The following is a 23700-nucleotide window of genomic DNA, read 5'->3' as shown; positions in this document are numbered from 1 at the left end:
AGTCCTTAGGCTCATTAAAGACGATAGACAGACCCGGTCGCGTCAGTTTTTACACTAGGCTGTCGTTTGCGTACCTTAAGGTTACTGCGTGAATTTTCTAGTTTCTGGGATTATGTCGGGAGCGTTAACGAAGCTCTGGTAAAGTTCTTTACTCAATCATGAGCTAGTAGTAAACCCTGTTATGACTAGAATACCCATCCCCTAGTGTCATTCACCGCAAAATATTGGGTTCAAGCGTTGAGCCTAAACTAAACCACTTAAACGCAGGCAGCTTGCTAGTCTACAGCCAAAGTCTGCCCCTGCACTGAAGAAGCTGCCTGACGGCCCGGGACAGAATTCCTTTACAATCAGAACACTTTGCGACGGGAGCGGGCCAGAACCCGGCACACCCTGGCATCGCTACAGCTTACTATTATCGACTCTATGGGCTTTTCAACACTAGCTACCCTGGCCGCAGCTATGCAGGCACCTCTAGATTATGTGCCGCCTACTCACCAAGAAAGCTTTGTAGCAAATATTACCACTGATAGTCGCGATGTCCGGGAAAATGCCCTCTTCATCGCGCTAACGGGCGATCGCTTTGATGGCCATGGCTTTGTTGAAGCGGCGATCGCCCAAGGTGCCCTCGCTGCGGTAGTTGAACAGGATAAGCTCATCCCCCACTTGCCTTGCCTGCCGGTGGCCGATACCCTGGTGGCTTACCAGGCTCTGGGGCACTGGTGGCGTACTCAGCAGCAGGCCAGCATCGTGGCGATTACTGGGTCGGTGGGCAAAACCACCACCAAGGAACTGATTGCGGCGGCCTTGGGCACCCAGGGGGCGGTGCACAAAACCCAGGCCAACTACAACAACGACATTGGGGTGCCCAAAACGCTGCTTCAGCTCCAGCCCGAGCACGCTTTTGGAGTGATCGAAATGGGCATGCGGGGGCCAGGGGAAATTGCCCGGCTGGCCCGCATTGCCGTTCCCGACGTGGCGGTCATTACCAACGTGGGTACGGCCCACATTGGCCGTCTAGGGTCAGAGCAAGCCATTGCTAACGCTAAGTGCGAACTGCTGGCCGAGTCGCCCCAGGCTATTGCCGTGCTCAACCATGACAACGCTAGGCTGATAGCCACCGCCCGCACGGTGTGGGCTGGGCGCACCATCACCTTTGGCCTGGAGGGCGGCGACATCCAGGGTCAGCTAGTAAATCCTGAAACCTTGGACGTGCAAGGCGTACGTCTACCGCTGCCGCTACCGGGTCGCCACAATGCTTTGAACCTGTTGGCAGCGATCGCCGTTATGCAGGCCCTTGACCTCGACTGGCGGGTGCTCAGCCAGGGCATTTCAGTGGATCTGCCCAGCGGTCGTGCCCGACAAATTTCTCTCCCCAATGACATCGTGCTGCTCGATGAAACCTACAACGCTGGGGTGGAGTCGATGACGGCGGCCCTTCACCTGCTGGCTGAAACCCCTGGTCAACGCCGGATTGCTGTGCTGGGCACGATGAAGGAGCTAGGGGAGCGATCGTTCGATTTGCACCGCCAAGTCGGGCAGGTTGTGGACAATCTGGGACTGGACGCCTTACTAACCCTGGCCGATCCTGATGAATCCTTAGCATTAGCGGAGGGAGCAGCGGGCGTTAAGACCGCGAGCTTTGCCGATCACCAGTCTCTAGCCCAGCATTTGCAAGGGATGCTGCAACCGGGCGATCGCGTCTTGCTCAAGGCCTCGCGATCGGTCGCCCTTGATCGGGTAGTCGAAACCTTGACGCAGGTATTCAGTTCCTAGGCTACAGAACCTTTAAACCCAAGACACTCAACAGCTGCGATCCTCACTTCTCCAGCGCGAGGAAAGAGGCTAATAGTCGTACTCAGCTACCGGGTTCATGGGGTCGGGGGCAAAGGCCAGCCAAAGCGGAAATTGCAGCAGCGCCAGACTGATCACCGACTCGGCTTCGTCCACCACGATAAAGGGTAGACCGTTGTCGGCGGTGATGCGATCGGCCCGTTGAGCCAACGGCTCTGGGGCATCGAACAGCATGACTCCCTGACCCGTACCAAAATCGGCGCGGGAAATACCCAGACAGTCTTGCAAGCCTCGCCGCCATTCTCCCAATCGCTCGGGGCTGTTGGAGAGCACTAGAGTACGCAGGCGATTGCCGTAAAGGGCATACAAAATTGACAGCGCAGACGAGGCCACCAGCACGTTTTGCAGGCGGCTGCCCATGCTCTTAACCGCTCCCCGACCGCCCTGGGCAAAGAACCAGTTAGATACCCGCTCGGCGTGAATAGGTTCAAAGGTACGGCGCAGTTGCCAAAGAGGGCCGTAGTAATCGGGGCGCATGCGGTACTGGTCAAGCAGGCTGCGAATACGCTCCGTTTGATCTTGAAAGGCATTTGAGGCAAAGGCTGGCTGAGCCGCCGACTCGGCAGCAGCTCGGCGAGGAGACGTGCGAGGGGCGGAGCGTTCGGCACCCGACTCGAAACGAGCATCCCTTGCAGAATCGCCCCTAGCGTCTATCCCCGACGCTGGGGTGGAGCGAGCTGCCGGAGTGATATCAAGCTGCTCTGCCGCCACCGCCAGATCTTGTAGACTACCCACCAGATAGTCTTTAAAGCCCTGCACCCGCACCGCTAAATCTTGGGATGCCCCGGCAAAGGTAGTGCGCATTTCGGCCTGAATCCGCTCCTGGCGACGCTCCAGCGTTTCAATTTCTTTTTGCAGATTGCGCTTGCGCTGCTCTAGGTCTGCCGTGCCCTGCTGCACCATGCGACCAATGTCAGCCTGGATTTTTTGGAACTGGTCTTGGGTCAAGCGGTTATAGGTGGCTTGCAGGTCAGCAATGCTGCGCTTGAGGTCAGTCTCTTGATGGCGTAGAGCATCAATGCGATTGCTCCAGTCTGACTTGAGACCGGTTGAATCAGCACCCAAAGCGGAGCTAGCCTCAGGGCTGCCGTAGCCGCTGGTGCCATCCGGCCCCAGACTCGATGGTGATAGCTCCTCTGCGGTCATAGCGGTTCCCCTAGCCCTGTTGTCAGCCTATCAGATGAGGGCTTGGTTCGCCCCCTGCTAACCCGTCACTCTGCTTGGGCAGCCGCGCAGTGGGTTTCGAGACAGGTGCGCAGTTCGTTGGGGCTAAATATGATCGGCAAAAAGTGAATGCTGTTGATCTCACGAAAGTAGAACAGCACTGGCACCGGTTTCCAAAAAATCTCCCAATGCTGCCACTCCTCATAGAGAAAGTGACGAATCAGCGTATTGCGTCGGTAAATATCTAGCGCGCTGTCGGTAAACCGCAGCGTCAGCGTCACGGCCTGCACCAGCAAGAACAGGCCAAAGCTACCCACCAATGCTCCTAACCAAATTTTCCCCAGCGCTAGCAATATTCCAAGACCGATCACGGTTAGGGGGATGCGGTAGCTGGGAGGTAGGTCGGTATGGGTCGCTGTAGGGGTAGAAGTCACGGTTCGCAAAGATGAGGGCTATGTAAAGTATAGGAGCATCTACTCCTCGGGCTGGGGGGCAATCGCTGAATCAGCCGCCCCTAAAAGTTATTCATCACAGCGCTGCCAGTGCCCTGGAACATGATCCACGAGAGGAAAAAGTTGCTGATAAAAATAGCCAGCAACGCTGTCACGACGGCAGTGGTGGTCGATTGCCCAACGCCTTTAGCACCGCCGGTTGTGGTCAGGCCCCAGCTCGTGCCAATGACGGCAATCAAAATGCCAAAGAAAAACGCCTTGATCAGCGAGCTCACCAAATCCCAAATTGTCAAAAAGTTTTTGGCTGAATCTAAAAAGACTGAATAGGTGATGCCGTACTGACTGGTGGCAATCAACAGCCCGCCGGTCATGCCGGTAATGAACGACAGCACATTCAACAGCGGCAGCATCAGGGCGCAGGCAATCACCCGAGGAATCACTAGATAGTCGATGGGGTCAGTTTTGAGGATTTGCAGGGCGTCAATTTGCTCAGTGACACGCATGGTGCCAATTTCAGCTGCAAAAGCTGACCCGACCCGACCCGCGATGATCACCGCCGTCAGCACCGGGCCCAGCTCGCGGGCCAGGGTGAGGGCCAGCACGCCACCCACGGCTGCTCCAGCCCCAAAGCTTAAAAATTCTCGCGTTACCTGAATAGTAAACACCATGCCCACAAAGGCAGCGGTGATTAAAGCAATCAGCAGCGACTCAGGGCCCACAGCAGCCATCTGATCTAGGGTGTTACGCCGATGCACCGGACGAGAAATCAAGTGAATAACGACCTGGCCTGCTAAAAAGGTCGCTGCTAGAGCCCGTTGAGCCCACTGCTTCAGGTTTGAGCTGTTTGCCGCCTGTGTCAAGGCCTGACCCCTTTATTGGAACGTAAGTGATCGGAAAGTTGAGTTCACCGGGAGCCTGGGAAAGGCTGACCCTAAAGAGGCTTGTATCGATCGCGCCTAATTATCGCGCCCATTGAAGAGCGAGCTAACTTAAGACTCATCCTAGAGGGGTTTAAGGCCCACTCAACCGTGGGTCTATGGGAACTTTACTGAGGATTTGAGGCTTTGACAACTGCCTGAAGGTCTAGCCAAAGAAACCATCGCCCTAGAGGGCGGAGTGTGGTCATTGCCTAGGAGACTCCACTATCCTAAAGAACGGAGTCGAGCCCATCCCGTTTGAGTGCTGCTTATGAATGGAACACTGGCGATCGCCCCAAAATTTTGGGCCAGGTCAAGACACCGCCTTCGCCCAGCTTTAGTGGGTTTAGTAGCGCTAGTTAGCCTCTGGCTGTGGTGGCCCATTGCTCCAGCAGCGGCGCGGGAGCCCGTGCAGGCGGCCCAGGCCATTCAGCCCTACCTAGATCGGGTAGCGGATGCCGTGACCGAGTTTACCCTCGCCAACGGGATGAAGTTTATTGTGCTAGAGCGGCACCAGGCTCCAGTGGTGTCGTTTATGATTCACGCCAACGTCGGCGCGGTGGATGAAACCGACGGCAAGACCGGTGTAGCCCACTACTTAGAGCACCTGGCATTTAAGGGGACTAGCCGCATTGGCACCAAAGACTTTGCCGCCGAGCAGCAGGTGATGGCCCAGCTCGATGCGGTATTTAGCGACCTGTTAGCGGCTCAAACTGCTGGTGATACGGCCAAAGCGGCTGCGCTACAGGAGGAGTTGGTGGCGTTGCAGAAGCAGGCAGCTAGCTTCGTAGAACAAAATCAGTACAGCCAAATCATTCAGCAGGCGGGAGGGGTCGGCCTCAACGCTACTACGTCTGCCGATGAGACGCGCTATTTTTACAGCCTGCCCGCCAACAAGCTGGAACTGTGGATGTCGCTGGAGTCGGAGCGGTTTCTTGACCCCGTGTTTCGCGAATTTTACGAGGAAAAGGACGTCATTCTCGAAGAGCGGCGTATGCGGGTGGATAACTCCCCAATTGGCACCATGATCGAGCGATTTTTGGAGGAGGTGTTTGTTAGCCACCCCTACCGTCGCCCGGTGATTGGCTATCAGGACGACCTCTTTGTAGCCACCCGTGAGGATGTGCAAACGTTCTACGACACCTATTATGGCCCTGCTAACCTAACCGCTGTAGTGGTGGGCGATGTTGACCCGGCGGAGGTGAAGCGTCTAGCCGAGGTTTACTTTAGCCGCTATACCCCTCGGGCGGTGCCACCCGAGCCTGCCATTGACGAACCAGCCCAAACTGCGCCCAAGGAATTTTCGCTGGCACTGCCCTCGGAGCCCTGGTATCTAGAGGGGTACCATCGGCCTAGCCTGCGCCACCCGGATCATGTGATTTACGGCATGATTGAGAGTCTGCTGGTGGGTGGGCGGACGTCTAGAATCTACAAAACCGTGGTAGACGAGGCCCGTATCGCTTTGGATATTGGCAGTTTGAACGGGTTTCCGGGCGATCGCTACGACAATATCTTTTTAATCTATGGCCTCACGGCCCCGGGCCACACCCCCGAGGAAATTGGCGCCCTGTTTGCCCAGGAACTAGAGCGGCTGAAGCAGGAACCCGTTAGCCCCGAGGAGCTCGATCGAGTCAAAACCCAGGCTCGGGCGGGGCTGCTGCAAAGTTTGGCCTCCAATGGCGGCATGGCCTCGCTACTGGCTGAGTACCAGGCTAAAACCGGCGATTGGCGCAACATCTTCAACAACCTCAAAGCCATTGAGGCGGTGTCGGCGGCAGATATTCAGCGAGTCGCGCAGACTCTATTTCGGCCTGAAAGCCGCACCGTAGGAAAGCTGGTGCAGGCCGCAGCCGCCGAGTAGCTGAGGAGCTGATCGATTTGAGTCAGCCGCCAGAACGGACGAGTGGCCCAGGGCCGCTTTCAAGACAGTCATAGTTGAGACCTACGGTATTGGGACGCACAGTGATGAACGCGAATAGCTGGTTGATGGGTACCCGTCGCACCCTACGGCGGGGCATGGTGCCGCTGCTGGCCCTGGCCGGACTGTTGGGGGTGTTGCTGCTGGCCTGGCAGCCCTCGGCTAGCGCCCTGGCCCCGCGCCATTACGACGAGCTAGAGTTTCCAGCCCTGCGGGGTATTGAGATTCCGGCCTATGAGCGCTACGAGTTGCCCAATGGCATGGTGGTGTATCTGCTGGAAGACCATGAGCTGCCCCTGGTGAGCGGCAGCGCTACCTTTCGCACCGGAGCGCGGTTTGAGCCGGCGGACAAGGTCGGGTTGGCCAATCTGACGGGTGAAGCAATGCGGCTGGGGGGCACGACCCGCTTAGATGCTGACTCGCTCAACCAGCAGCTAGAGCAGCGGGCGGCATCGATTGAAACCGGCATTGACCTGAGTGAAGGCAGCGCTAGTTTTAGTGCCCTCAGTGAAGACACCGCAGCGGTATTTGCGCTGTTTGCCGATGTGGTGCAGCGGCCCGCTTTTGCCGACGACAAGATCGATTTGCTCAAGCGCCAGTATGGTGGCGGCATTGCTCGCCGTAACGACGACCCCGACGGCATTACGAGCCGCGAGTTTCGCAAGCTGGTGTATGGGGCCGATAGCCCCTACGCTCGCACCATTGAGTACGCAACGCTGGCAGCGATCGGCAAAGAGGATATTGAGCGGTTTTATCAGGCTTCTATTCGCCCCGAGCACACCATTTTGGGCATTGTGGGTGACTTTGACAGCGCTCAGATGAAGCAGTGGATTGCTGATTATTTTGGCGAGTGGCAGGGTGTTGGAGAGGCGTTAGAGGATACGTTGCCAGCGGTAGAGCAGGCCAAGGCTGGCGTGTTTATGGTGTCGCAACCCCAGCTAACCCAGAGCTACGTTGAGCTAGGTCACCTGGGTGGGCAGCTTAACTACCCTGACCATGCTGCTCTAGCGGTGATGAATGAGGTGATGAACGGCTTTAGCGGCAGGTTGTTTAACGAGGTGCGATCGCGCCAGGGCTTGGCCTACTCGGTCTATGCCTTCTGGGCTCCTCGCTATGACCACCCCGGACTGTTTATTGGCGGGGGTCAAACCCGCTCTGAGGCTACGGTGCCCTTTATTCAGTCCACGCTGGCCGAAATCAACCGCATCCGCACCACGTCGATCACCGATGCAGAGCTAGCGCAGGCCAAGGATGCCGTGCTCAACAGCTTCGTGTTTAACTTCCAAAGCCCTGGTCAAACCCTGGCTCGGCTAATTCGCTACGAGTACTACGGCTATCCCCAAGACTTTGTGTTTCAGTTTCAAGACCAGGTGCGTGAAGCAACGATCGCCCAGGTGCAAGCGGCGGCCCAGGCCCGGCTCAACCCAGACCAGCTGGTGATTTTAGTGGTGGGCAATCCGGCAGAAATTCAGCCGGGTCTCGACGCCCTGGCCCCAAATACGGTGATTACTCCGATCGATATCACCATTCCCCCACCCCAGACCTAGGGGCACTGGCTCAGGTGCTAGCCTCAGTACTGCCAGCCGCACTGGAGGCATCGTCCTCAGCGGTGGCAAACCAGTCGCCGGGCAGCATGCGGGTGTCGTCCTCAGCGGCCTCGGGGTCGTCCATGTTGTCGGTGGCCACGCTGTCGATGCGCACACCGTAGGGAATCAGGCCAGCAGCGGTGTCTTCCCCGGTGGCTGGCTGGCCCTCAGGCTGGGGCTGCGATCGCACCACCACTTCAACACTGCTGAGGTCAGCCAGCACTTCCTCGGCCCGCTGGTAGCGATCGGTGAAGTCGTAAAGCACCAGCCGAGTGACGATGTCGCCAAATCTAGGATCGAGGTTAGGAGCCTCATGTCGCCAAAGCAGTTCCCCATTCACGTCGCGGCGCAGGGCGTAGGCCGGAATGCCAGTCAGAGCCTCGATGGCAGTAATGCCCAGGGCGTAGAGGTCACTGCCAAACTTGGGCAACCCCGCCGACTGCTCACTGGGCATATAGCCCTGGGTGCCTACCCCAATGGTAGAGGTGGAAGTGAGATTTACCCCCGTATCCGCCAGCTTGTTAGAAATGAGCTTGACAGCGCCAAAGTCGATCAGCACTAGCTGCCCATCCGCCTCGCGGCGAATGATATTCGACGGCTTGATGTCGCGGTGAATCACCCCCTGGTCGTGGACAAAGGCCACCACCGGCAACAGCCCTAGCAGCAGATCTAGCACGTAGGCCTGGGGCATGGGTCGGCGAGAAGCGAACTCATCCTTGAGCAGACGACCCTCGATCATTTCCTCCACCAAGTAAAAGGAATTTTGGACTTCAAAATAGGCTAGAAGCCGGGGAATTTGCGGGTGGTGACCTAGTTTTTCGAGGGTTTCGGCCTCGCCCTCAAAGAAGCGTCGGCCCAAGCGGTGTGCCCTTGGATCATTGCTGATAATCCGCAGCTGCTTCACGACGCAGATGGGCGAACCGGGGCGCTGGGTGTCTTCAGCCACGTAGGTTTCGCCAAAGCCCCCTGAGCCCAGCAGCCGCACAATGCGGTAGCGGTTGGCTAGCAACAGGCCGATCACCTCCGCCTCCCGCAGCTTGAGCAGGTCTTGCAGATCGTCTTGCTGGCTGATGATTTCCTGCACGATGGGGGAGGTGACGTACTGCTCTAGGGTTTGACGCAGGCGCTGTTTGCGCAGTTGCTCAGTCACAATATCGGCCACGATGTAGGTACTGCCCAGCACCATCAACCCCACAATAGGAGCGCCTGTGGGTAGCAACAGGCCTGCCCCCACAAAGGCGACGTAGCTCACCCAAAACCAGCTACCTAGGCTGGCCGCCGTCCAGCCCAGGCGAGCGATGGGGCGATTAAACCGCCGCAGCAGCAGCATAAACCCGGCCCCGCCACCCAACACCAACAGCCCCCGCAGCCAGGGGTTAGGAATGCCTATGCGCAGGGCTTGACCATCGCGCAGGTTGGCGATATCGGTAGCCAAAATTTCGACCCCGGCCATGGTCTCGGGGTGCAGCAAGGTTTCTGAGAAGGGGGCTTGGTGAAAGTCTTGCAGAAACTTGGCAGTGCCCCCAATCAGCACAATTTTGTCTTGAAAATAGCGCCCGTTATCGAGGTAATTAGCCCAAGGGTCGGGGTCAAGAACCTGCCAAAAGGGTATGTGGTTAAAACTGCGAGTAGGCCCGTAGAAATCTAGGAAGTCGCCCTGATAACGGGGATGGTCAACCCCAGCGGCATTGAGGGTGGCCTCAGCGAAGGACTGGGTAGTCTCGGCCTCATTGCCGATCTCGCCAGGGTCAAGATCCGCCTGGCTCTTGATCAGTCCATCTAGGTAGGCACGCCCATGGCGGTGAATACGGCCATCGGGCTCGATGAAAAAGTTGATGTTGCCGGTATGAACGGGCGTATCGAGCAGTTTGGGCAGCGGCTGGGTAGGGCTAATTAAGGCTCCCTGGCGCAGCTGGGCATCGTCGACGCGGGTAGCCAGCACGACGCGATCGCCATAGCGAGCCAGCACATCGGCTAGGGCCTGGTCGTCGGCGGGGCCGTAGCTGCTATCCGAGAACATCAAAATATCCACCGCTACCGCCTTGGCTCCGGCCTCTAGCAGGCGTTCGATCGCGATCGCATGGGCCGATCGCTGCCACGGGCTGCCCGAAATCGGAGCGAAATAGCTGTACTGCTCAGGGTTGGCGCGGTAATATTCAGCTTGCCCAAAGGATTCATCATCCATCGCCAAAATGACAATGTCATCGGGAGGCGCTACAGGGCCACGAATCTCAAAAAAGACCGTTTGCAGCCGCCGTTCTACTAGCTGAACCGGTGCCGAGTCGGTAGCCACGTGGGCCGCAACGAAACTCAGCCACAACCCAGCCAGCGAAAGTTTTACCCAATCTCGCTTGATCTGTCGCTGCACCCAGCCCGTAATCTGAGAGCCAGTGGCGAGGGCAGCAGTCTTAGCTTTGGAAGACGAGGTCATGGGGGGGCGCAGCGAGGGCAACCCTAGCTTAATCACTCAGCTGCCCTGTCGGGGAACCTGTTTACGGAATCTTAGCCACGGCGAGCCTGCTGCCAACCTGTTATTGTTCATCTGAGAACTGGCGCACCCACTAAAACCATCGAGTCACAGCACTGCGTAGCAGGTGGGGCAACAGCTTAGGCCCGGGCAAAAAGACAACGCCAAGCTGCTGCATCAGCCCTAGGGCATCGCCTTGGCCCCAGTGTTCAACAATCTTGCCGTTCTCTACTCGGTCAATGTGCATAACCGCAAGGCTGATTTGCCTGCCGGTGGGCGGCAAACCCTGAAAGGAGCCAAGGTGGGTAGCCGTAAACATGCCGCAGGTGATGACGCGATCGCCAGCGGCAACGATTTCATCAAACCTGTGCTGACCCTGGCTAAAGGCCGTATAAAACGACAGCCCAAACCGCTTAAAGCCCTCTCCGTCAAGGGGCTCAGGCATTCCTGCTTGGTGGGCGACAAAGTTAGGAGCGAGCAAATCCAGGGCACGATCGATGGCGCGATCATCGAAGGCTTTGTAAAAGCGGAGCACCAAGTCCTGGCTAGATTCTGTTGTTGACATAGGTTGATGCGGCAAAGCTGCTAGGGGAATAAAATTAAACTAAACGGTTTGGTAAAATTTAGTCAATACTCGCTAAAATGGGTGTATAGAGCGATACTCTATTGCTTTGCTTCCTAGGGGATGCTCTGGGGTAAGCAGCGACTTAGCTCAATGCGATCGCAGGGGCTGAGTTGCTATGTCGTCCAGCGATCGGGTGCTATACATAAATCAATTGGGTTAGAGAGGTGGCAACGCGTGGTTCAAAGTCCGGCAGTGCTAAATGACAAAGCCGTGCAAATTTTGCAGGGAGCAATGCAAGAGTTTCTGCAAAATGGCTACGCTGGCACCAGCATGGACAAAGTAGCCGCCACCGCCGGAGTTTCTAAACCAACGGTCTACAACTATTTCAAAGACAAAGAGGGGCTGTTTCGGGCGCTGATTCAGTATGTGGCCCAGGCCCGGTGTGCGCAGGTGATGGGCGACGGCAACCTAGAGGGCCGTCCCGAAGTGGTAATTCGGCGCTTGATTACCAACGCCATTGAGAGCGAGCTCCACGACCTCGATTATCAAAATTTTGTGCGCCTGGTGGCAGGTGAGTCGGGTCGTTTTCCACAGCTGGCCCAGGCCTTTGTGGAATACCTCACCAAACCCGCCGCCGATCAGCTCACCGACTACCTCAAGAGCTGCCCAGAACTCGATTTGCCCGACCCCGAGGCAACAGCGCGGGTGGTGCTGGGCGCGACGATATTTTTTATCATGACCCAGAGCGTGATGCACGGCGAGCACATCATGCCCATGGAGCCCAAGCGCTTGGTGGATAGTTTGGTGAGTCTGGTGACGCGATCGCAGGCTGCCTGAGATTTCTCAACCTCACTGTTCCCAATGGGGTGTCGCGCTGATCTACTCAACCCCGGTTGAGCCCCGGCTAAATTGAGTAGAATTCGTCGGTTCACGCAACTCAAGTTTGGTGGGCAGTGCCCATCCTACAGAGCTTTGGAGATTGCTTCTGGCGGCTCGATTGCCTCACCGTCAGGGCCTTCCAGCATAAATCCAGCATCGCGAATCATGGCATAGTCAGTCTGGGCGGCTTGCCCAGGGGTCGTCAGGTAATCACCCACAAAAATGGAGTTGGCGGCATAAAGCCCTAAGGGCTGAAGCTGCCGTAGCTGAACTTCGCGGCCACCGGCAATGCGAATTTCTTGGGAGGGCAGCAGCAGTCGGTAGAGACACAAAATCCGCAAACACTGGCGCGGGTTCAGCTCGTGGCGTCCCTCAAAGGGAGTGCCTTCAATGGGGATTAGAAAATTCAGCGGCACGCTGGTCACCTCCAGACGCCGCAGGGCAAGGGCCATGTCGATAATGTCGTCGTTCGATTCACCCAGGCCGAATATGCCCCCAGAGCAGGTGGTCATGCCCGCCGACTGCACCGCCTGAATGGTATTCACCCGGTCGTCAAAGGTGTGGGTGGTGCAGATCTCGCTGTAGTTTGCTTCGCTGGTGTTGAGGTTGTGGTTGACCCGATCTACTCCCGCCGCCGCTAGCTGCTGGGTCTGGGTTTCATCGAGCAGGCCGAGGCAGGCACAGATTTTCATCGGGTAGCGTTCTTTGACCTGGCGCACGGCATCGAGCACTTCGCCAAAGACGCGATCGGAGGGCGATCGCCCCGAAATCACCATACAAAACGTACCGGCTTTCAATGTATTAGCCCGCTCAGCCGCCGCCAGAATTTTCTCCTGAGCCATGAAGGGGTACTTTTCAATTTCGGCAGCAGAGATTTTTGACTGCGAGCAGTAGTGGCAGTCTTCGGGGCACAGGCCGCTCTGGGCATTGAGCAAAAAGTGCAGCCGCACCCGGTTGCCCCAGTAATGTCGCCGCACTCGATAGGCCGCCGCTAGCTGATCGAGCAGCTCCGCGTCAGGAGCAGTAAGGACAGCAAGGGCCTGCTCTCGACTCAGCACCTCACCAGCCAAAGCCTGGTCTGCCAGAGTTTGCCAATTGACGCGGGAAGTCACAGTAGAAGTGGCAGTCATAGCGATGAGGTGAGTGGTTTGGGAGAATGAGGCTTCTATTGTCTCAGATTAAGTCGCTATAGCTTTCTGGGGCCAGGGGCAGCTGTTGCTCCAAGACTCAGCAGGCGAAGAATCTTAGTAAGACTTGTGCCAGGCAACGCGTCTCATCTGAGCCCCCTCAGTTGCTCTTGTCTAGGCAACTGAGGGGGCTCAGAATTCAGAGCAGAGGCTACCTAGCTGTCTTCTAAAACCCGCACGTCTACGGTGCTGGTGTTGAAATTGTAGAGATCGCCGTCTAGCTCAATTTGAGTACCCACCTTGACCTTGCTGTTGCCAAACACCGGCCCGGTGTCAGTAATTTGGGCCTCGTCTTCGAGGGTGATGAGCATGTCAACGGTGTAGTTCAGCTCGGGGCGAGGGTCGGGCAGTGCTATAACCGTGCCATCGGGCTGAGGCACAACGGTACTGCGGGGTAGCAGCACCGCGTTCTTAATTTTGACCTGGCCGTAGGGTTGGTTGCGAATAATGATGTTCGTGGTCTCAGAATTTTTAATGGCTTCGAACAGCCGCTTGGGGTCGGAGGAGGTGAGACCGCGCACCATGACATCTACTTCCACTGGCTTGGTGGTCGACCCGACCTGCGCCACCGACCCTGAGGTGCCCGGATACAGAAAAATACCGAACAGCACCATCAATATAATCAGCGCCGCCGCAACATCTAAAATGCTGACTTTGCCGAACAGGCGGCCTTTAGCGTCAAGTAGGGTCATGGCTGGGGTGCCCTCGCAGAGGGAAAAGGTGAGTGGTTTTAATAGAGGAGAATGTCGATCCCATTGAACCACAGGGTGGCTCGTTTGGGTCGTGAGCTGGCCCCTCGCGCGATTCCGGAACGGATACTCGCTCCGAGCCGGTTCCCGTTTCTGGATGCCATAGGCTTTACGCTCTGCGAATCGCACCTGCACCTAGTACCCGTAGGATAGCGAGGCCAAATTTATTACTGACCACTGACTGTGGCCATCGAACTTCTAGCGGGGCAAGATGGATATAGTTCTGTACCTAGCGGTACTTGGGGCACTCCTATGCTTTCTCCTCTCACGCAACTGACCAAAAATTCTTTTTTGCGCCGTGGGCTATATGGCTTACTCGCCGCCGTTATGGCGATCGCCATTGGCCTATCAACTCCCACGGCGTCCCAGGCCAGCATTTTTGACCTAATTTTTCAAGGCATTCGCTATGTGCAGCTGGGCAATTTGTCCGATCGAGATGAGGTCAACTTAGGCACTCAGATTGATCGCCAGCTCAAGGCTCAGGGCGTGCGAGTTTATAACCGCGACTCAGGCGTCAGTGCTTATATCAATGAAATTGGCCAGCGTCTGGCAACAAATAGCGATCGCCCTGGCATCCCCTACACGTTTCAGGTGGTCAACGACGACAGCGTCAACGCCTTTGCCACAGCAGGCGGCTTTGTCTACATTCAAACCGGACTGATCAAGGCAGCGGCTAACGAAGCCGAGTTAGCCGGGGTAATGGCCCACGAAATTGGCCATATTACGGGTCGCCACGCTATTAACCAGATGCGGCAGCAGGCGCTGGCCAGTGGTGTGGCCGGTGCCCTAGAGGTGCGCCAAGACGCCCTGGTCAATATTGGGGTACAGCTTGCCCTACAACTGCCCAACAGCCGCGAGGCTGAGTACGACGCCGATCGCCGTGGGTTTAACAACCTGGGCCGGGCGGGCTACGACACTAGGGGTTTTATCACCTTCATGCAGAAGCTAGAGGGTGGGTCTTCGGCTGAGTTTTTGAGTTCCCACCCCAACCCTGGTAACCGAGTCAGCAACCTGCAAAGTATGAACAGCGCTGGCACCTATCCCAACAACGGGGTGGGCACCGATGCCAACGCCTACCGCAATCGCATTCGCGGTCTATAGCGTCTCCAAATGCTGGAGCTGCTGACGGCAGACCCTCAGCCCCCAAAATCCCAGGTCTGGGTCTACCCTGACTTGCTGGGTCAGGGGCGGGGTCTGCTTTTTTATGGCGTGATAGACAGCCGCGCTATCTCCTCCCGTCAGCACGATCGCCCCCTGGGGCCAGTCAGTCTGCCAAGCCTGAATAAAATCGCGAATTCCCGCTAGCTGGGTGTGCAAAATGCCGCTGGCGATCGCCTCAGCCGTATTGGTCGCCCAGCGCTGGGGCCAAATCTCTGAGTTGAACTCTAGTGCTGGCAGCCGATCGGTGTGGCTGTGGAGGGCGCGAAACTGCGATCGCAGCCCCGGCAAAATCGCTCCACCTATCAGACCTTGATTGACGCCAGCGGTGAACGTCAGGGCAGTGCCGCAGTCGATCACCAGGACTGGCCAGCCCCAGACATCCCCTGCCCCCACCAGAGCTAGGGCGCGATCGACCCCCAGGGTGGTGTAGGTGTTTTGCAGCGGCACCTGTTCAGTTTTGATGGAGTGAACGTTGGAATAATCTGCCAGCCAGGTGAGGGGGGCATCGACGACGGACGCCAGCCAAATTTCGGGGTGCTCTCCCAGCTCTCTGCTCCCGTCGTTTGCGTCGGAGGGAAGGGCGGTCTCAATCCCCAACTGCTGCCAGGCCGAGAGCGCAAAGTGGCCTCGATGCAGTTCATCTACCTGAGATTCTGACAGGTGAACGGTGTGCCACGAACCCAGCCAGCGATCGCTCGAAGCTGATTGACCCTCGCCCTGGGGGTCAGCCTTGCTTTCAAAGGCACCCCAATGCCAGCGGCTATTGCCAATTATTAAAGCTAACCAAACCTGGTGACCTGTTCCCATAAACCCATTGATGATGGCGAGACAGGAAAATTTTGCGACAAAAACTGTATCTGACGCTGTTCTTTTGATTGCTGGAAGGTTTTAGGAGTAGGGCGATCGCAGCAATACCCTTTAAAAAAACTGAAGAGTGACCATCTTGGCCACTCTCCGTTAAGTCTTTTACGTTATGTTGGCCAGACATGCTTAGGGGCTGCCGTGGCTGGAATAAGCTGCTTAACTGAGTTAAACACCTCAAGAACGGAAAAAAAATCAACAGAATGGGCAATCTCGCTAAACTACAGTTGCTTTTCACAATCCATTGCCTGACCGGCAGTTAGGGTAGGTTAAGGTCAAGAATGACCACCTCTAAAAGGATTGTTTTGAAGCGAATTTTAGTTTGTTACTAACTAAAGCACCAGCTCGTAAAGACTGTTAACCGAGTTAGGCTTGCGGGGTATTCAGTTGTTTTCGATATATCTAAACTATCACAGCCCAAGGGGTCTGCAAAGGCGTTTGATAGATCGTTACTGGTCGTTACAGGGGTTAGCAATACTAACAATATCTCTAGCAAAAAATAGTTCTTTGGATCCTTAAAAGATTGAATTCAAGCCAAATTTAGCGGATCGACATCAATAGTGAGGCTCACCTGAGCCGGGCAGTGCTGTCTCAGATCTTGCAGGTTAGGCAAAGGCTCATCTAGGGGGCCTTTAACGACCAGGTGCCAACGGTAGCGGCGGGCCACACGCGGAATTGGCGCTGGCGCTGGCCCCAGCAGTTGATAAGACGATCCTGCTAACAGCTGAGTCACATGCTGAGCGAAGATTTCAGCCGTTTGCTGCACTGCGTTAGGATCGGTACTGCTGAGCCGCAGCAGCACCATCTGCCCGGCGGGGGGGTACTGCAACAGCTGTCGCTGCGCCCACTCAGCGGCGATAAACCCCTCGTAGGCATGGTGAGTGACTGCTTCCACCACCGGATGGTCGGGGGTATAGGTCTGCAAAAAGACCTGCCCTGGCTGGGTGCCGCGCCCCGCCCGCCCCGCCACCTGAATCAGCATTTGCAGCGCTCGCTCGCTGGCCCAATAATCATTCATATATAGAAGTCCGTCGGCGGCAATGATGCCCACCAGGGTGACCTGGGGCAGATCGATGCCCTTGGTCAGCATTTGGGTGCCCACTAGCAGGTCGGCTTCACCTTCAGCAAAGCGGGTGAGCAGGGCGCGGTGAGCGCCTTTGGTGCGGGTGGTGTCGCTGTCGAAGCGAATGCAGCTCAGCTCTGGAAAGGTTTCGGCCAAGGCACTAACTACCCGCTGGGTGCCGCTGCCAAAGTGCTTGAGGTAGGGTGAGCTGCAAGCCGGGCAGTGTTTGGGGTGGCTCTGACTATAGTTGCAGTAGTGGCAGCGCAGGGTCATAGCGCTATTTGCCCCCGGCTGGTGGTACGACAGCGACACATCGCAGTGGGGGCACATCATCACATGGCCACAGCTGCGGCACGACACAAAACTGCTGTGCCCCCGCCGATGGATGAATAACAATCCCTGGTTGCCCTCGGCTTTCATGGTAGCCAAAGCGGTTTGCAGCGATCGGCTGAGAATGCTGCGGTTGCCGTCTTGCAGCTCGTCGCGCATATCCACAACGTTCACGGTGGGCAGCGGCTGGGCCTGCACTCGCTCTGGCAGCGAAAGATAAGTCCAGGGTAGGAGAGTGGGGGGTGAGGGGGTGGGGTGATGGGGGGATGAGGGAAGTTCTAAAACCTCTAGCATTGGGGAATTTGGAGAGCTTGGCAGGAGCTTGGCAAGGGATTGGGCAGCACGGTCTAAGTGGATAGTGGGCAGTGCCCACCCTACGTCTCCATCGTTTGGAAGGGAGGCATCTCCAAGGCCCTGACACTGCACCCAGGTATCGAGGGAGGGCGTAGCGGAACCGAGCACCAGGGGGCAATTTTCCAACTCTGCTCGCCAGCGGGCGACGGTGCGGGCGTGGTAGCAGGGGGGCACGTCTTGCTTATAGCTGCTGTCGTGTTCTTCGTCGAGAATGATCAGGCCTAGGTTGGGCAGGGGCATAAAGATGGCCGAACGAGTGCCCACAATTACCAGGGGTTTAGACGGTTTGAGACTCTGTCGCCAGGTGTCGTAGCGTTCGCCATCGGCCAGATTGCTGTGGTAGACCCACACCTGATCGCCAAAGCGACGGCGAAAGCGATCGGTGAGCTGGGGGGTGAGGCCAATCTCGGGCACCAGCACTAGGGCCGACTGTCCAGCGGCCAGGCGAGGGGCGATCGCCTGCAAATACACCTCAGTCTTCCCTGACCCCGTAACCCCGTGCAGCAAAAATTGACTCCCCTGCTGACTCTTATTAATAGGAGCAAGCACCTGAGCCTGGAAGTGGGTGAGGGGCTTGGGCCGGTCGGGCAGCAGCGCTGGCCCAGTTTCGGTCCGCAGCTGCTCGCGCGGCTCGATCACCAAGCAGCCCAACTGCGCCAATCGCTTTAGGGTAGGACTGGTGGTTTGGCACAGTTGCAGAGCGTCGCTCAGCCACAGATCGCCGCCCTGACGGCGCAAGGTAGCCATAATGTCTTGCTGACGGGCCGTCAATTCAGGGGGTACAATGTTGCCGCAGACCAGGGTAACTGCCTGACGGCGCTTGGCCTGGGGTGGCTGGGGCGGCGATAGGTAAGACTCGGCCCAGCCTAACTGGATGAGCTGTTGCAGAGTGCGATAGCTGTGGCCGCGTTTTTGTAGATAGGGCCAGGTGTAGTCTCCCGTGGGCGATCGCTGAAGATCCTCTACTAGCTCCTTCAGCCCTGGTGCTAGGGAGATCTGGGGCAGGCGATCGCGCCGCAGCCGCAGCCGTCGCTGGGATTTAGCCAGCAACCCCGGCGGCAGCGCCGTCTTCAGTACCTGCATCAGCGGCACCTGGTAGTAGTGAGCCACCCGCTGCAACAGCACCCAATAGGGCGGGGCAAAAAACCGCTGTTCAACCACGCCCTCGACCGCGCGGATTTGGTGAGCCACCAAGTTGGCTGGAGGAGTTAGAGAAAGGGAAAGGGCGATCGCGCCAATACTCTGGTGACGAAAGGGCACCGTTAAGATGTCACCCACCTGCACCTCTAACGAAGCAGGCACTGTATAGGTATATTCTGCGGGCTGGCCGCCATAGTCCACCAAAACGTTGACCCACTGAGGCTGGGGTTTACTCTCGCCACCCACGTGTTTTACACCACCTACGTTACCTCTGCCAGTGTAAGAGGTTGTCTGACCGGCTGACTGAAGACTGATACGACATCATTCCACCCGCCCCGGGCATCTCGCTTTAGAGCATGATTGCGCGACTCTAGCCAACAGCACTGGCAGACACCATCCACCATTTGAGAATTATTAACAGCGTTAGCCGCCCCAACGCCGTCTATCCCCAACCCGATCGGGATGCTCCCCCGTCCCAATCGATCACTCTCCTCCGCCAGACTTGGGTTGGGCTGAGTTTGCATCCTCAGCCCTTTGGTTTTCCACAAAACATAATTCTGTGGAAAACTCTCCCCTTCCTGTGGAAAACAAGGCCAAATTCTGTGGAAAAGAGAGGCAACTTCTGTGGAGAACAGAGACAAACTATATAAGAGAAAAAAATCCAGATCTCTAACCCCAGGGCAACAGCAACCGACCTCGACCCTAGATACCCGTCTCCATCCCTAGACGGCAATCAATATCAAGGCAAAGTGTCTGAGGATAGCAAAAAATACTTGAGGTTACCCTTAAATTTTCGGTTCATTTTTTGGATTGGCTGTTACACTACGCAAGTTGCCAAAGAAATGTTACATTGCCTGGGAATTCACATAAAAATCCGTATTGTGGACTCACAAAATAAGCCTAAAGATCCAGTCCCGGGATCAAGCGTTTTGTCAGGGATTGCCACCGGCAGGGCACTCCGAATATACATGCCTTCAATCTGCATGCTTCGACCCGTAGGTATACAGTTTTATTTACCCCATGGCTACTACATATAACTCCGACAGAGACAGTTCTATTGCGTGGGCCGACGAACCCATGGATGGGTTTGACACCGACTTAAATCGAGTGGCAGAAAAGGTATCTGCTGCCGATAGCCAACTCACCCCAGACCTCACCGCCTGGGACGAAGATCGGGAGGTTCTGGCAAAGTTTTCTCAGTCAGAAGCCATGTCAGAGATGGGGATGTCGGGCTACAGCAAGACTCTCACCGACGATGCCGTTGGGGCTTTCTTTAAGGAGATGGCGCGCTACCCACTGCTGAAGCCGAGCGAAGAAATTGAGCTTGCTCGACAGGTACGTTTCTTATCTAAGGTCGAAGCCGCTAGTGAAAAACTGCAAAAAGAGCTGGGTCGTAAACCCAACCGACAAGAACTAGTTGAGAAACTAAAGATCAGCGAAACAGAGTTTACCCAAAAGCTCCACGAAGGCAGAACCGCCAAGCGGAGAATGATTCGCTCTAATCTACGACTGGTGGTGTCGATCGCCAAGCGCTATTTGAATCGAGGAGTGCCTTTTCTCGATTTAATTCAGGAAGGAGCGCTGGGATTAAACCGCGCCACTGAAAAATTTGATCCCGATAAGGGCTACAAATTTTCAACCTACGCCTACTGGTGGATTCGCCAGGGCATTACCCGCACCATCGCCAACGATGCCCGCACGATTCGCCTGCCGATCCACATCGTGGAAAAGTTAAACAAGCTTAAGAAAGCGCACCGTGATTTGCGGCGCGATTTGCAGCGCAATCCCAGCGAGCAAGAACTGGCCGACGCGTTAGACGTAACGGTTGAGCAACTGAGAAGTTTGCAGCAGGTGCGGCGGCGATCGCTTTCCTTAAACCACCGCGTTGGCAAAGGCGAAGACACCGAACTGATGGAACTGCTCGAAGACAGCAGCACCCAGACGCCGGAGTCTAAAATTAGCGAAAACATGATGCGCCAGGAAATCACCAGCGTGCTGGGCGAGGTGCTGACCGAACGCGAAAAAGATATCATTACGCTGCGCTACGGGCTGGCTACTGGCGAAACTCACACCCTAGAAGAGGTGGGCGGCATTTTTAACCTCTCGCGAGAGCGGGTGCGCCAGATTCAAACCAAAGCGATGCGAAAGCTGCGGCGGCCCCAGGTGGCCGCTCGTCTCAAAGGTTGGCTCAAGTAGCTCAACACCGTTCGGTAGGACACATCTCCAAATCTCCCGCCCCCCGCGTTTAGGATGGCAGCGGTTAAAGGTCTCTCCAGAGATCCCCCCTGCCCTTCTTAAATAAGGGGGGTTTTAGTTGATATGTCTGCACGAAATATCTAGGGGAGCAGATCTGTAGCGACGTTCATTTCTCAATCAAAAATCTCGTACTTTATGGATGCTATTCACTTAAGCAATATTCGCGCCTATGGCTACACGGGGGCGCTGCCCGAAGAAAACGTGCTGGGCCAGTGGTTTCAGGCCGACCTCACCCTGTATTTGGATTTGGCTGAGGCTACCCAGAGCGATCGCCTCGCCGACACCCACGACTACCGCACCGTAATTGCGGGCACCCAGCAAATCATTCGTGAAGCCAAGTTTGCGCTGATTGAGCGGCTGGCGGGGGCGATCGCCGCCTCTGCCCTAGAGTCCGATCCACGTCTGCAACGGGTGACGGTCAAAGTCACCAAGCTCACACCGCCCATCCCCGACTACACCGGCCAGGTGGCGGTAGAAATTACCCGCGATAGAATCCAGTAGGGACGAACGGTTGTTTTCCTGGGCTGTAGGGTGGTTCATCCTGCTGACAACAAAGTATTTGGTGGGCACTGCCCACCTAGGGTGGATCATGACTTCTTCTTCTAATTCTCGGCAGCAGATCAGGGCTGAGCTGGAGCGCATGCCCGACTGGCTGCGTCGCCCCATCGGCAACGCCAGCGAGATTTCGGCGGTGCAGCGCATTGTCAAAGAGCGGCAGATCCACACCATTTGCGAAGAGGGCCGCTGCCCCAACCGGGGCGAATGCTACGCCAACCGCACCGCCACCTTTTTGCTGATGGGGTCGGTGTGCACCCGCGCCTGCTCATTTTGCCAGGTAGAAAAGGGCCATGCACCCATGACCCTCGACCCCCACGAACCCGACAAAGTCGCAGAATCCGTGCGTCTGCTGGGCCTACGCTACGTGGTGCTAACCTCAGTGGCGCGGGATGATTTGCCCGACCACGGGGCGAGCTGGTTCGTCACTGTGATGAAGGCGATTCGTCACGAGAATCCGGGGACGGCAATTGAAGTGTTGACTCCAGACTTTTGGGGGGGCACCGCGCGGGATGCGGGGCAGGCCGATCGCGTTCAAACCGTAGTAGCGGCAAAGCCCGCCTGCTATAACCACAACCTTGAAACCGTGCAGCGGCTGCAAGACCCGGTGCGGCGTGGGGCTAAGTACGATCGCTCCCTCCGCGTTCTATCACTGGTGAAGGAATTTGACCCCACCATGCTGACGAAATCGGGGCTGATGGTGGGCCATGGCGAAACTGAGGCAGAACTGATTGAGGCGATGCAGGATTTGCGCGGGGTGGGGTGCGATCGCCTCACCATCGGCCAATACATGCGCCCTTCGCTCGATCACCGTCCGGTCGATCGCTACTGGACTCCTGAAGAGTTCACCCGGTTAGGAGACATCGCCCATGAACTTGGCTTCGAGCACGTGCGCTCTGGGCCATTAGTACGCAGTTCTTACCACGCTGGGGAAGCGCCTTGAGTCAGGCAATCTGGCGGCTAATTCCACGGCTGGAGGCCCCTGGTGCGGTGCAGATGGCGATCGATACCTGGCTGCTCGATCAGCATCTGCACCATGGCCATCCGCCCACCCTGCGGTTCTATGCGTGGAATCCGGCGGCAATTTCCCTGGGGGCAAGCCAGCGGCGGCAGATGCCCGACCACTGGCAAGATCTGGTTTGGCAGGGGCAGCCGGTGGAGCTGGTGCAGCGACCAACCGGCGGGCGCGGGGTGCTGCACCAGGGCGATTTGACCTATGGCTTAGTGACTTCAAATATTGATGGCAGCCGCGACCAGGCCTATCGATTTTTGTGCCAATTTTTAATTACGGGCTGGGCAAAGCTGGGTGTGGCCCTCGCGTTTGGACAGCCTAGCCGAGACTACGGACGTTCGCACAACTGCTTTGCCCTAGCTACCAGTGCCGATTTAGTCGATGCCCAAGGATATAAGGCGATCGGCAGCGCCCAACTGCGGCGCGGTTCTTGCCTGCTTCAGCACGGATCGATGGGGCTGATGACCGATGATGAGCTGTGGCAGCAGGTGTTTCAAACGCCAGCACCACCAGCGAATCAAGCTCAGTTGGCCGTACGACAGGGGTTGACCATCTCCAAAATAATTGAATCGCTAACCCAGGCAGCAGAGAACTGTTTTGATTGCCAGCTCATTGCCCAACCCCTAGCCGAGCGCGAATGGGTAGCGATCGCCGCCCTGGCCAAAAAAAATGGCCCGGAGTGCCAGAGCACCGGGCCATCTGCCGTATCGTCTCAGAGCTAGCTCATGGCGGCTGAGCCGCGATCGTAGCCAGAGAAATCGTGGGGCATTTTGCCTTGAATGTGGCTTTCGTAGTGGGCCGCGTCTTCTACAGAGATACCGACTTCAGCCGCTAGGCGAACCATCATGCCCTGTTCTCGGCGACGGCTACGCTGGTGACGGCGAATAAACAGATTGCGCGCCAAGTCAGAAAGGTTGACGGGCGCAGGTTCAGATTCGACCGCAGGGGCAACGAGGCTTGCGGCCACAGCGGGCAACTCTGCGGCGATGACCACCGGGGCGATTGCCGCCACCGGAGCAGCAATACCCGTGCGATGGGGCACACCGCGCCAGGTCAAATCGGCAGCAGGCTGAGCGGGCAGTTCGGCCAACGCCTCAAAGGTAATTGGCGCACCTCGATAGTTGCCGGTGTCAATGGTTTCGCCCATTTTGGGCGCAGGCTGAGATAGAGCGTCGTAGCTGTTGCCGCGATAGGTGAGTTTCATAATGCCGCCTCCTAGAAGCGATGCGTAGT

19 protein-coding genes are annotated in these 23700 nt (G+C 56.9%); 9 read left to right on the top strand and 10 right to left on the bottom strand.

Features of this window, described 5'->3' with window-relative positions; translation table 11 throughout:
* Positions 1–459: 459 nt before the first annotated feature.
* Positions 460–1773, top strand: a complete 1314-nt coding sequence (locus tag H6G07_RS12045; RefSeq protein ID WP_338420700.1) for a UDP-N-acetylmuramoyl-tripeptide--D-alanyl-D-alanine ligase — start codon at positions 460–462, stop codon at positions 1771–1773.
* A 69-nt stretch (positions 1774–1842) separates the two neighbouring features.
* Here the strand turns inward: H6G07_RS12045 and H6G07_RS12040 are convergent, their stop codons facing one another.
* The 3 genes from H6G07_RS12040 to H6G07_RS12030 all read right to left on the bottom strand — a co-directional run bounded on the left by H6G07_RS12040 (position 1843) and on the right by H6G07_RS12030 (position 4327).
* Positions 1843–2997: a DUF3086 domain-containing protein gene (locus tag H6G07_RS12040; RefSeq protein ID WP_073608171.1), complete on the bottom strand. Its 1155-nt coding sequence runs from the start codon at positions 2995–2997 to the stop codon at positions 1843–1845.
* 65 nt (positions 2998–3062) lie between these two features.
* Positions 3063–3449 (bottom strand): DUF3119 family protein, encoded by a 387-nt coding sequence (locus tag H6G07_RS12035; protein WP_338420699.1) that lies wholly within the window; start codon positions 3447–3449, stop codon positions 3063–3065.
* A gap of 80 nt (positions 3450–3529) precedes the next feature.
* On the bottom strand, positions 3530–4327 hold the full coding sequence (locus H6G07_RS12030; RefSeq protein ID WP_073608173.1) for an MlaE family lipid ABC transporter permease subunit: 798 nt from the start codon (positions 4325–4327) through the stop codon (positions 3530–3532).
* A gap of 328 nt (positions 4328–4655) precedes the next feature.
* Between H6G07_RS12030 and H6G07_RS12025 the strand changes: the two genes are divergently transcribed.
* Together H6G07_RS12025 and H6G07_RS12020 are read left to right on the top strand one after the other, a co-directional pair.
* The gene (locus H6G07_RS12025; protein ID WP_084173065.1) at positions 4656–6245 is read left to right on the top strand and encodes a M16 family metallopeptidase; all 1590 of its coding nucleotides are present in this window, start codon (positions 4656–4658) and stop codon (positions 6243–6245) included.
* Positions 6246–6349: 104 nt separating this feature from the next.
* Positions 6350–7849 (top strand): M16 family metallopeptidase, encoded by a 1500-nt coding sequence (locus tag H6G07_RS12020; protein ID WP_073608174.1) that lies wholly within the window; start codon positions 6350–6352, stop codon positions 7847–7849.
* A gap of 10 nt (positions 7850–7859) precedes the next feature.
* Here H6G07_RS12020 and H6G07_RS12015 read toward each other — a convergent pair whose 3' ends face one another.
* Both H6G07_RS12015 and H6G07_RS12010 read right to left on the bottom strand, forming a co-directional pair.
* On the bottom strand, positions 7860–10319 hold the full coding sequence (locus H6G07_RS12015; protein ID WP_139297007.1) for a serine/threonine-protein kinase: 2460 nt from the start codon (positions 10317–10319) through the stop codon (positions 7860–7862).
* A 130-nt stretch (positions 10320–10449) separates the two neighbouring features.
* Positions 10450–10920: an ester cyclase gene (locus H6G07_RS12010; protein ID WP_073608176.1), complete on the bottom strand. Its 471-nt coding sequence runs from the start codon at positions 10918–10920 to the stop codon at positions 10450–10452.
* Positions 10921–11154: 234 nt separating this feature from the next.
* On the opposite strand from H6G07_RS12010, the gene H6G07_RS12005 reads away from it, so the two are divergent.
* Positions 11155–11757: a TetR/AcrR family transcriptional regulator gene (locus H6G07_RS12005; RefSeq protein ID WP_073608177.1), complete on the top strand. Its 603-nt coding sequence runs from the start codon at positions 11155–11157 to the stop codon at positions 11755–11757.
* 125 nt (positions 11758–11882) lie between these two features.
* On the opposite strand, the gene bioB is transcribed toward H6G07_RS12005, so the two are convergent.
* Together bioB and H6G07_RS11995 are read right to left on the bottom strand one after the other, a co-directional pair.
* Entirely contained in the window at positions 11883–12929 is a 1047-nt protein-coding gene (gene bioB, locus H6G07_RS12000) for a biotin synthase BioB (RefSeq protein ID WP_073608178.1), read from the bottom strand.
* Between the two features lie 212 nt (positions 12930–13141).
* Positions 13142–13678 (bottom strand): DUF4330 domain-containing protein, encoded by a 537-nt coding sequence (locus tag H6G07_RS11995; RefSeq protein ID WP_073608179.1) that lies wholly within the window; start codon positions 13676–13678, stop codon positions 13142–13144.
* A gap of 309 nt (positions 13679–13987) precedes the next feature.
* Here H6G07_RS11995 and H6G07_RS11990 point away from each other — a divergent pair, with 309 nt between their 5' ends.
* Positions 13988–14836, top strand: coding sequence for a M48 family metallopeptidase (locus H6G07_RS11990; protein ID WP_073608180.1), 849 nt, complete (start codon positions 13988–13990; stop codon positions 14834–14836).
* Here H6G07_RS11990 and H6G07_RS11985 read toward each other — a convergent pair.
* Positions 14831–15703: a pantothenate kinase gene (locus tag H6G07_RS11985; RefSeq protein WP_073608181.1), complete on the bottom strand. Its 873-nt coding sequence runs from the start codon at positions 15701–15703 to the stop codon at positions 14831–14833. The two genes, H6G07_RS11990 and H6G07_RS11985, sit on opposite strands and share 6 nt — an antisense overlap.
* A 583-nt stretch (positions 15704–16286) precedes the next feature.
* Entirely contained in the window at positions 16287–18890 is a 2604-nt protein-coding gene (gene priA, locus H6G07_RS11980) for a primosomal protein N' (protein WP_073608182.1), read from the bottom strand.
* 774 nt (positions 18891–19664) lie between these two features.
* Between priA and H6G07_RS11975 the strand changes: the two genes are divergently transcribed.
* The 4 genes from H6G07_RS11975 to H6G07_RS11960 all read left to right on the top strand — a co-directional run bounded on the left by H6G07_RS11975 (position 19665) and on the right by H6G07_RS11960 (position 23189).
* Positions 19665–20840 (top strand): RNA polymerase sigma factor, RpoD/SigA family, encoded by a 1176-nt coding sequence (locus tag H6G07_RS11975; protein WP_073608183.1) that lies wholly within the window; start codon positions 19665–19667, stop codon positions 20838–20840.
* A gap of 195 nt (positions 20841–21035) precedes the next feature.
* Positions 21036–21401: a dihydroneopterin aldolase gene (gene folB / locus H6G07_RS11970; RefSeq protein WP_073608184.1), complete on the top strand. Its 366-nt coding sequence runs from the start codon at positions 21036–21038 to the stop codon at positions 21399–21401.
* 88 nt (positions 21402–21489) lie between these two features.
* Positions 21490–22398 carry a lipoyl synthase gene (lipA, locus tag H6G07_RS11965; protein ID WP_073608231.1) on the top strand — a complete coding sequence of 303 codons (909 nt, stop codon included), beginning with the start codon at positions 21490–21492 and terminating at the stop codon, positions 22396–22398.
* Entirely contained in the window at positions 22395–23189 is a 795-nt protein-coding gene (locus H6G07_RS11960; RefSeq protein WP_242026740.1) for a lipoate--protein ligase family protein, read from the top strand. The genes lipA and H6G07_RS11960 overlap by 4 nt, the downstream gene beginning before the upstream one ends.
* Here H6G07_RS11960 and H6G07_RS11955 read toward each other — a convergent pair.
* Positions 23186–23671: a DUF4278 domain-containing protein gene (locus tag H6G07_RS11955; protein ID WP_073608185.1), complete on the bottom strand. Its 486-nt coding sequence runs from the start codon at positions 23669–23671 to the stop codon at positions 23186–23188. The two genes, H6G07_RS11960 and H6G07_RS11955, sit on opposite strands and share 4 nt — an antisense overlap.
* Between the last annotated feature and the right edge of the window lie 29 nt (positions 23672–23700).

It is taken from the genome of Phormidium tenue FACHB-1052, from assembly GCF_014696675.1.
Classification (GTDB): Bacteria; Cyanobacteriota; Cyanobacteriia; order Phormidesmidales; family Phormidesmidaceae; genus Nodosilinea; species Nodosilinea tenuis_A.
Note: the sequence above shows the minus strand (reverse complement) of the source record. Positions and strands in the feature narration are given on the sequence as shown.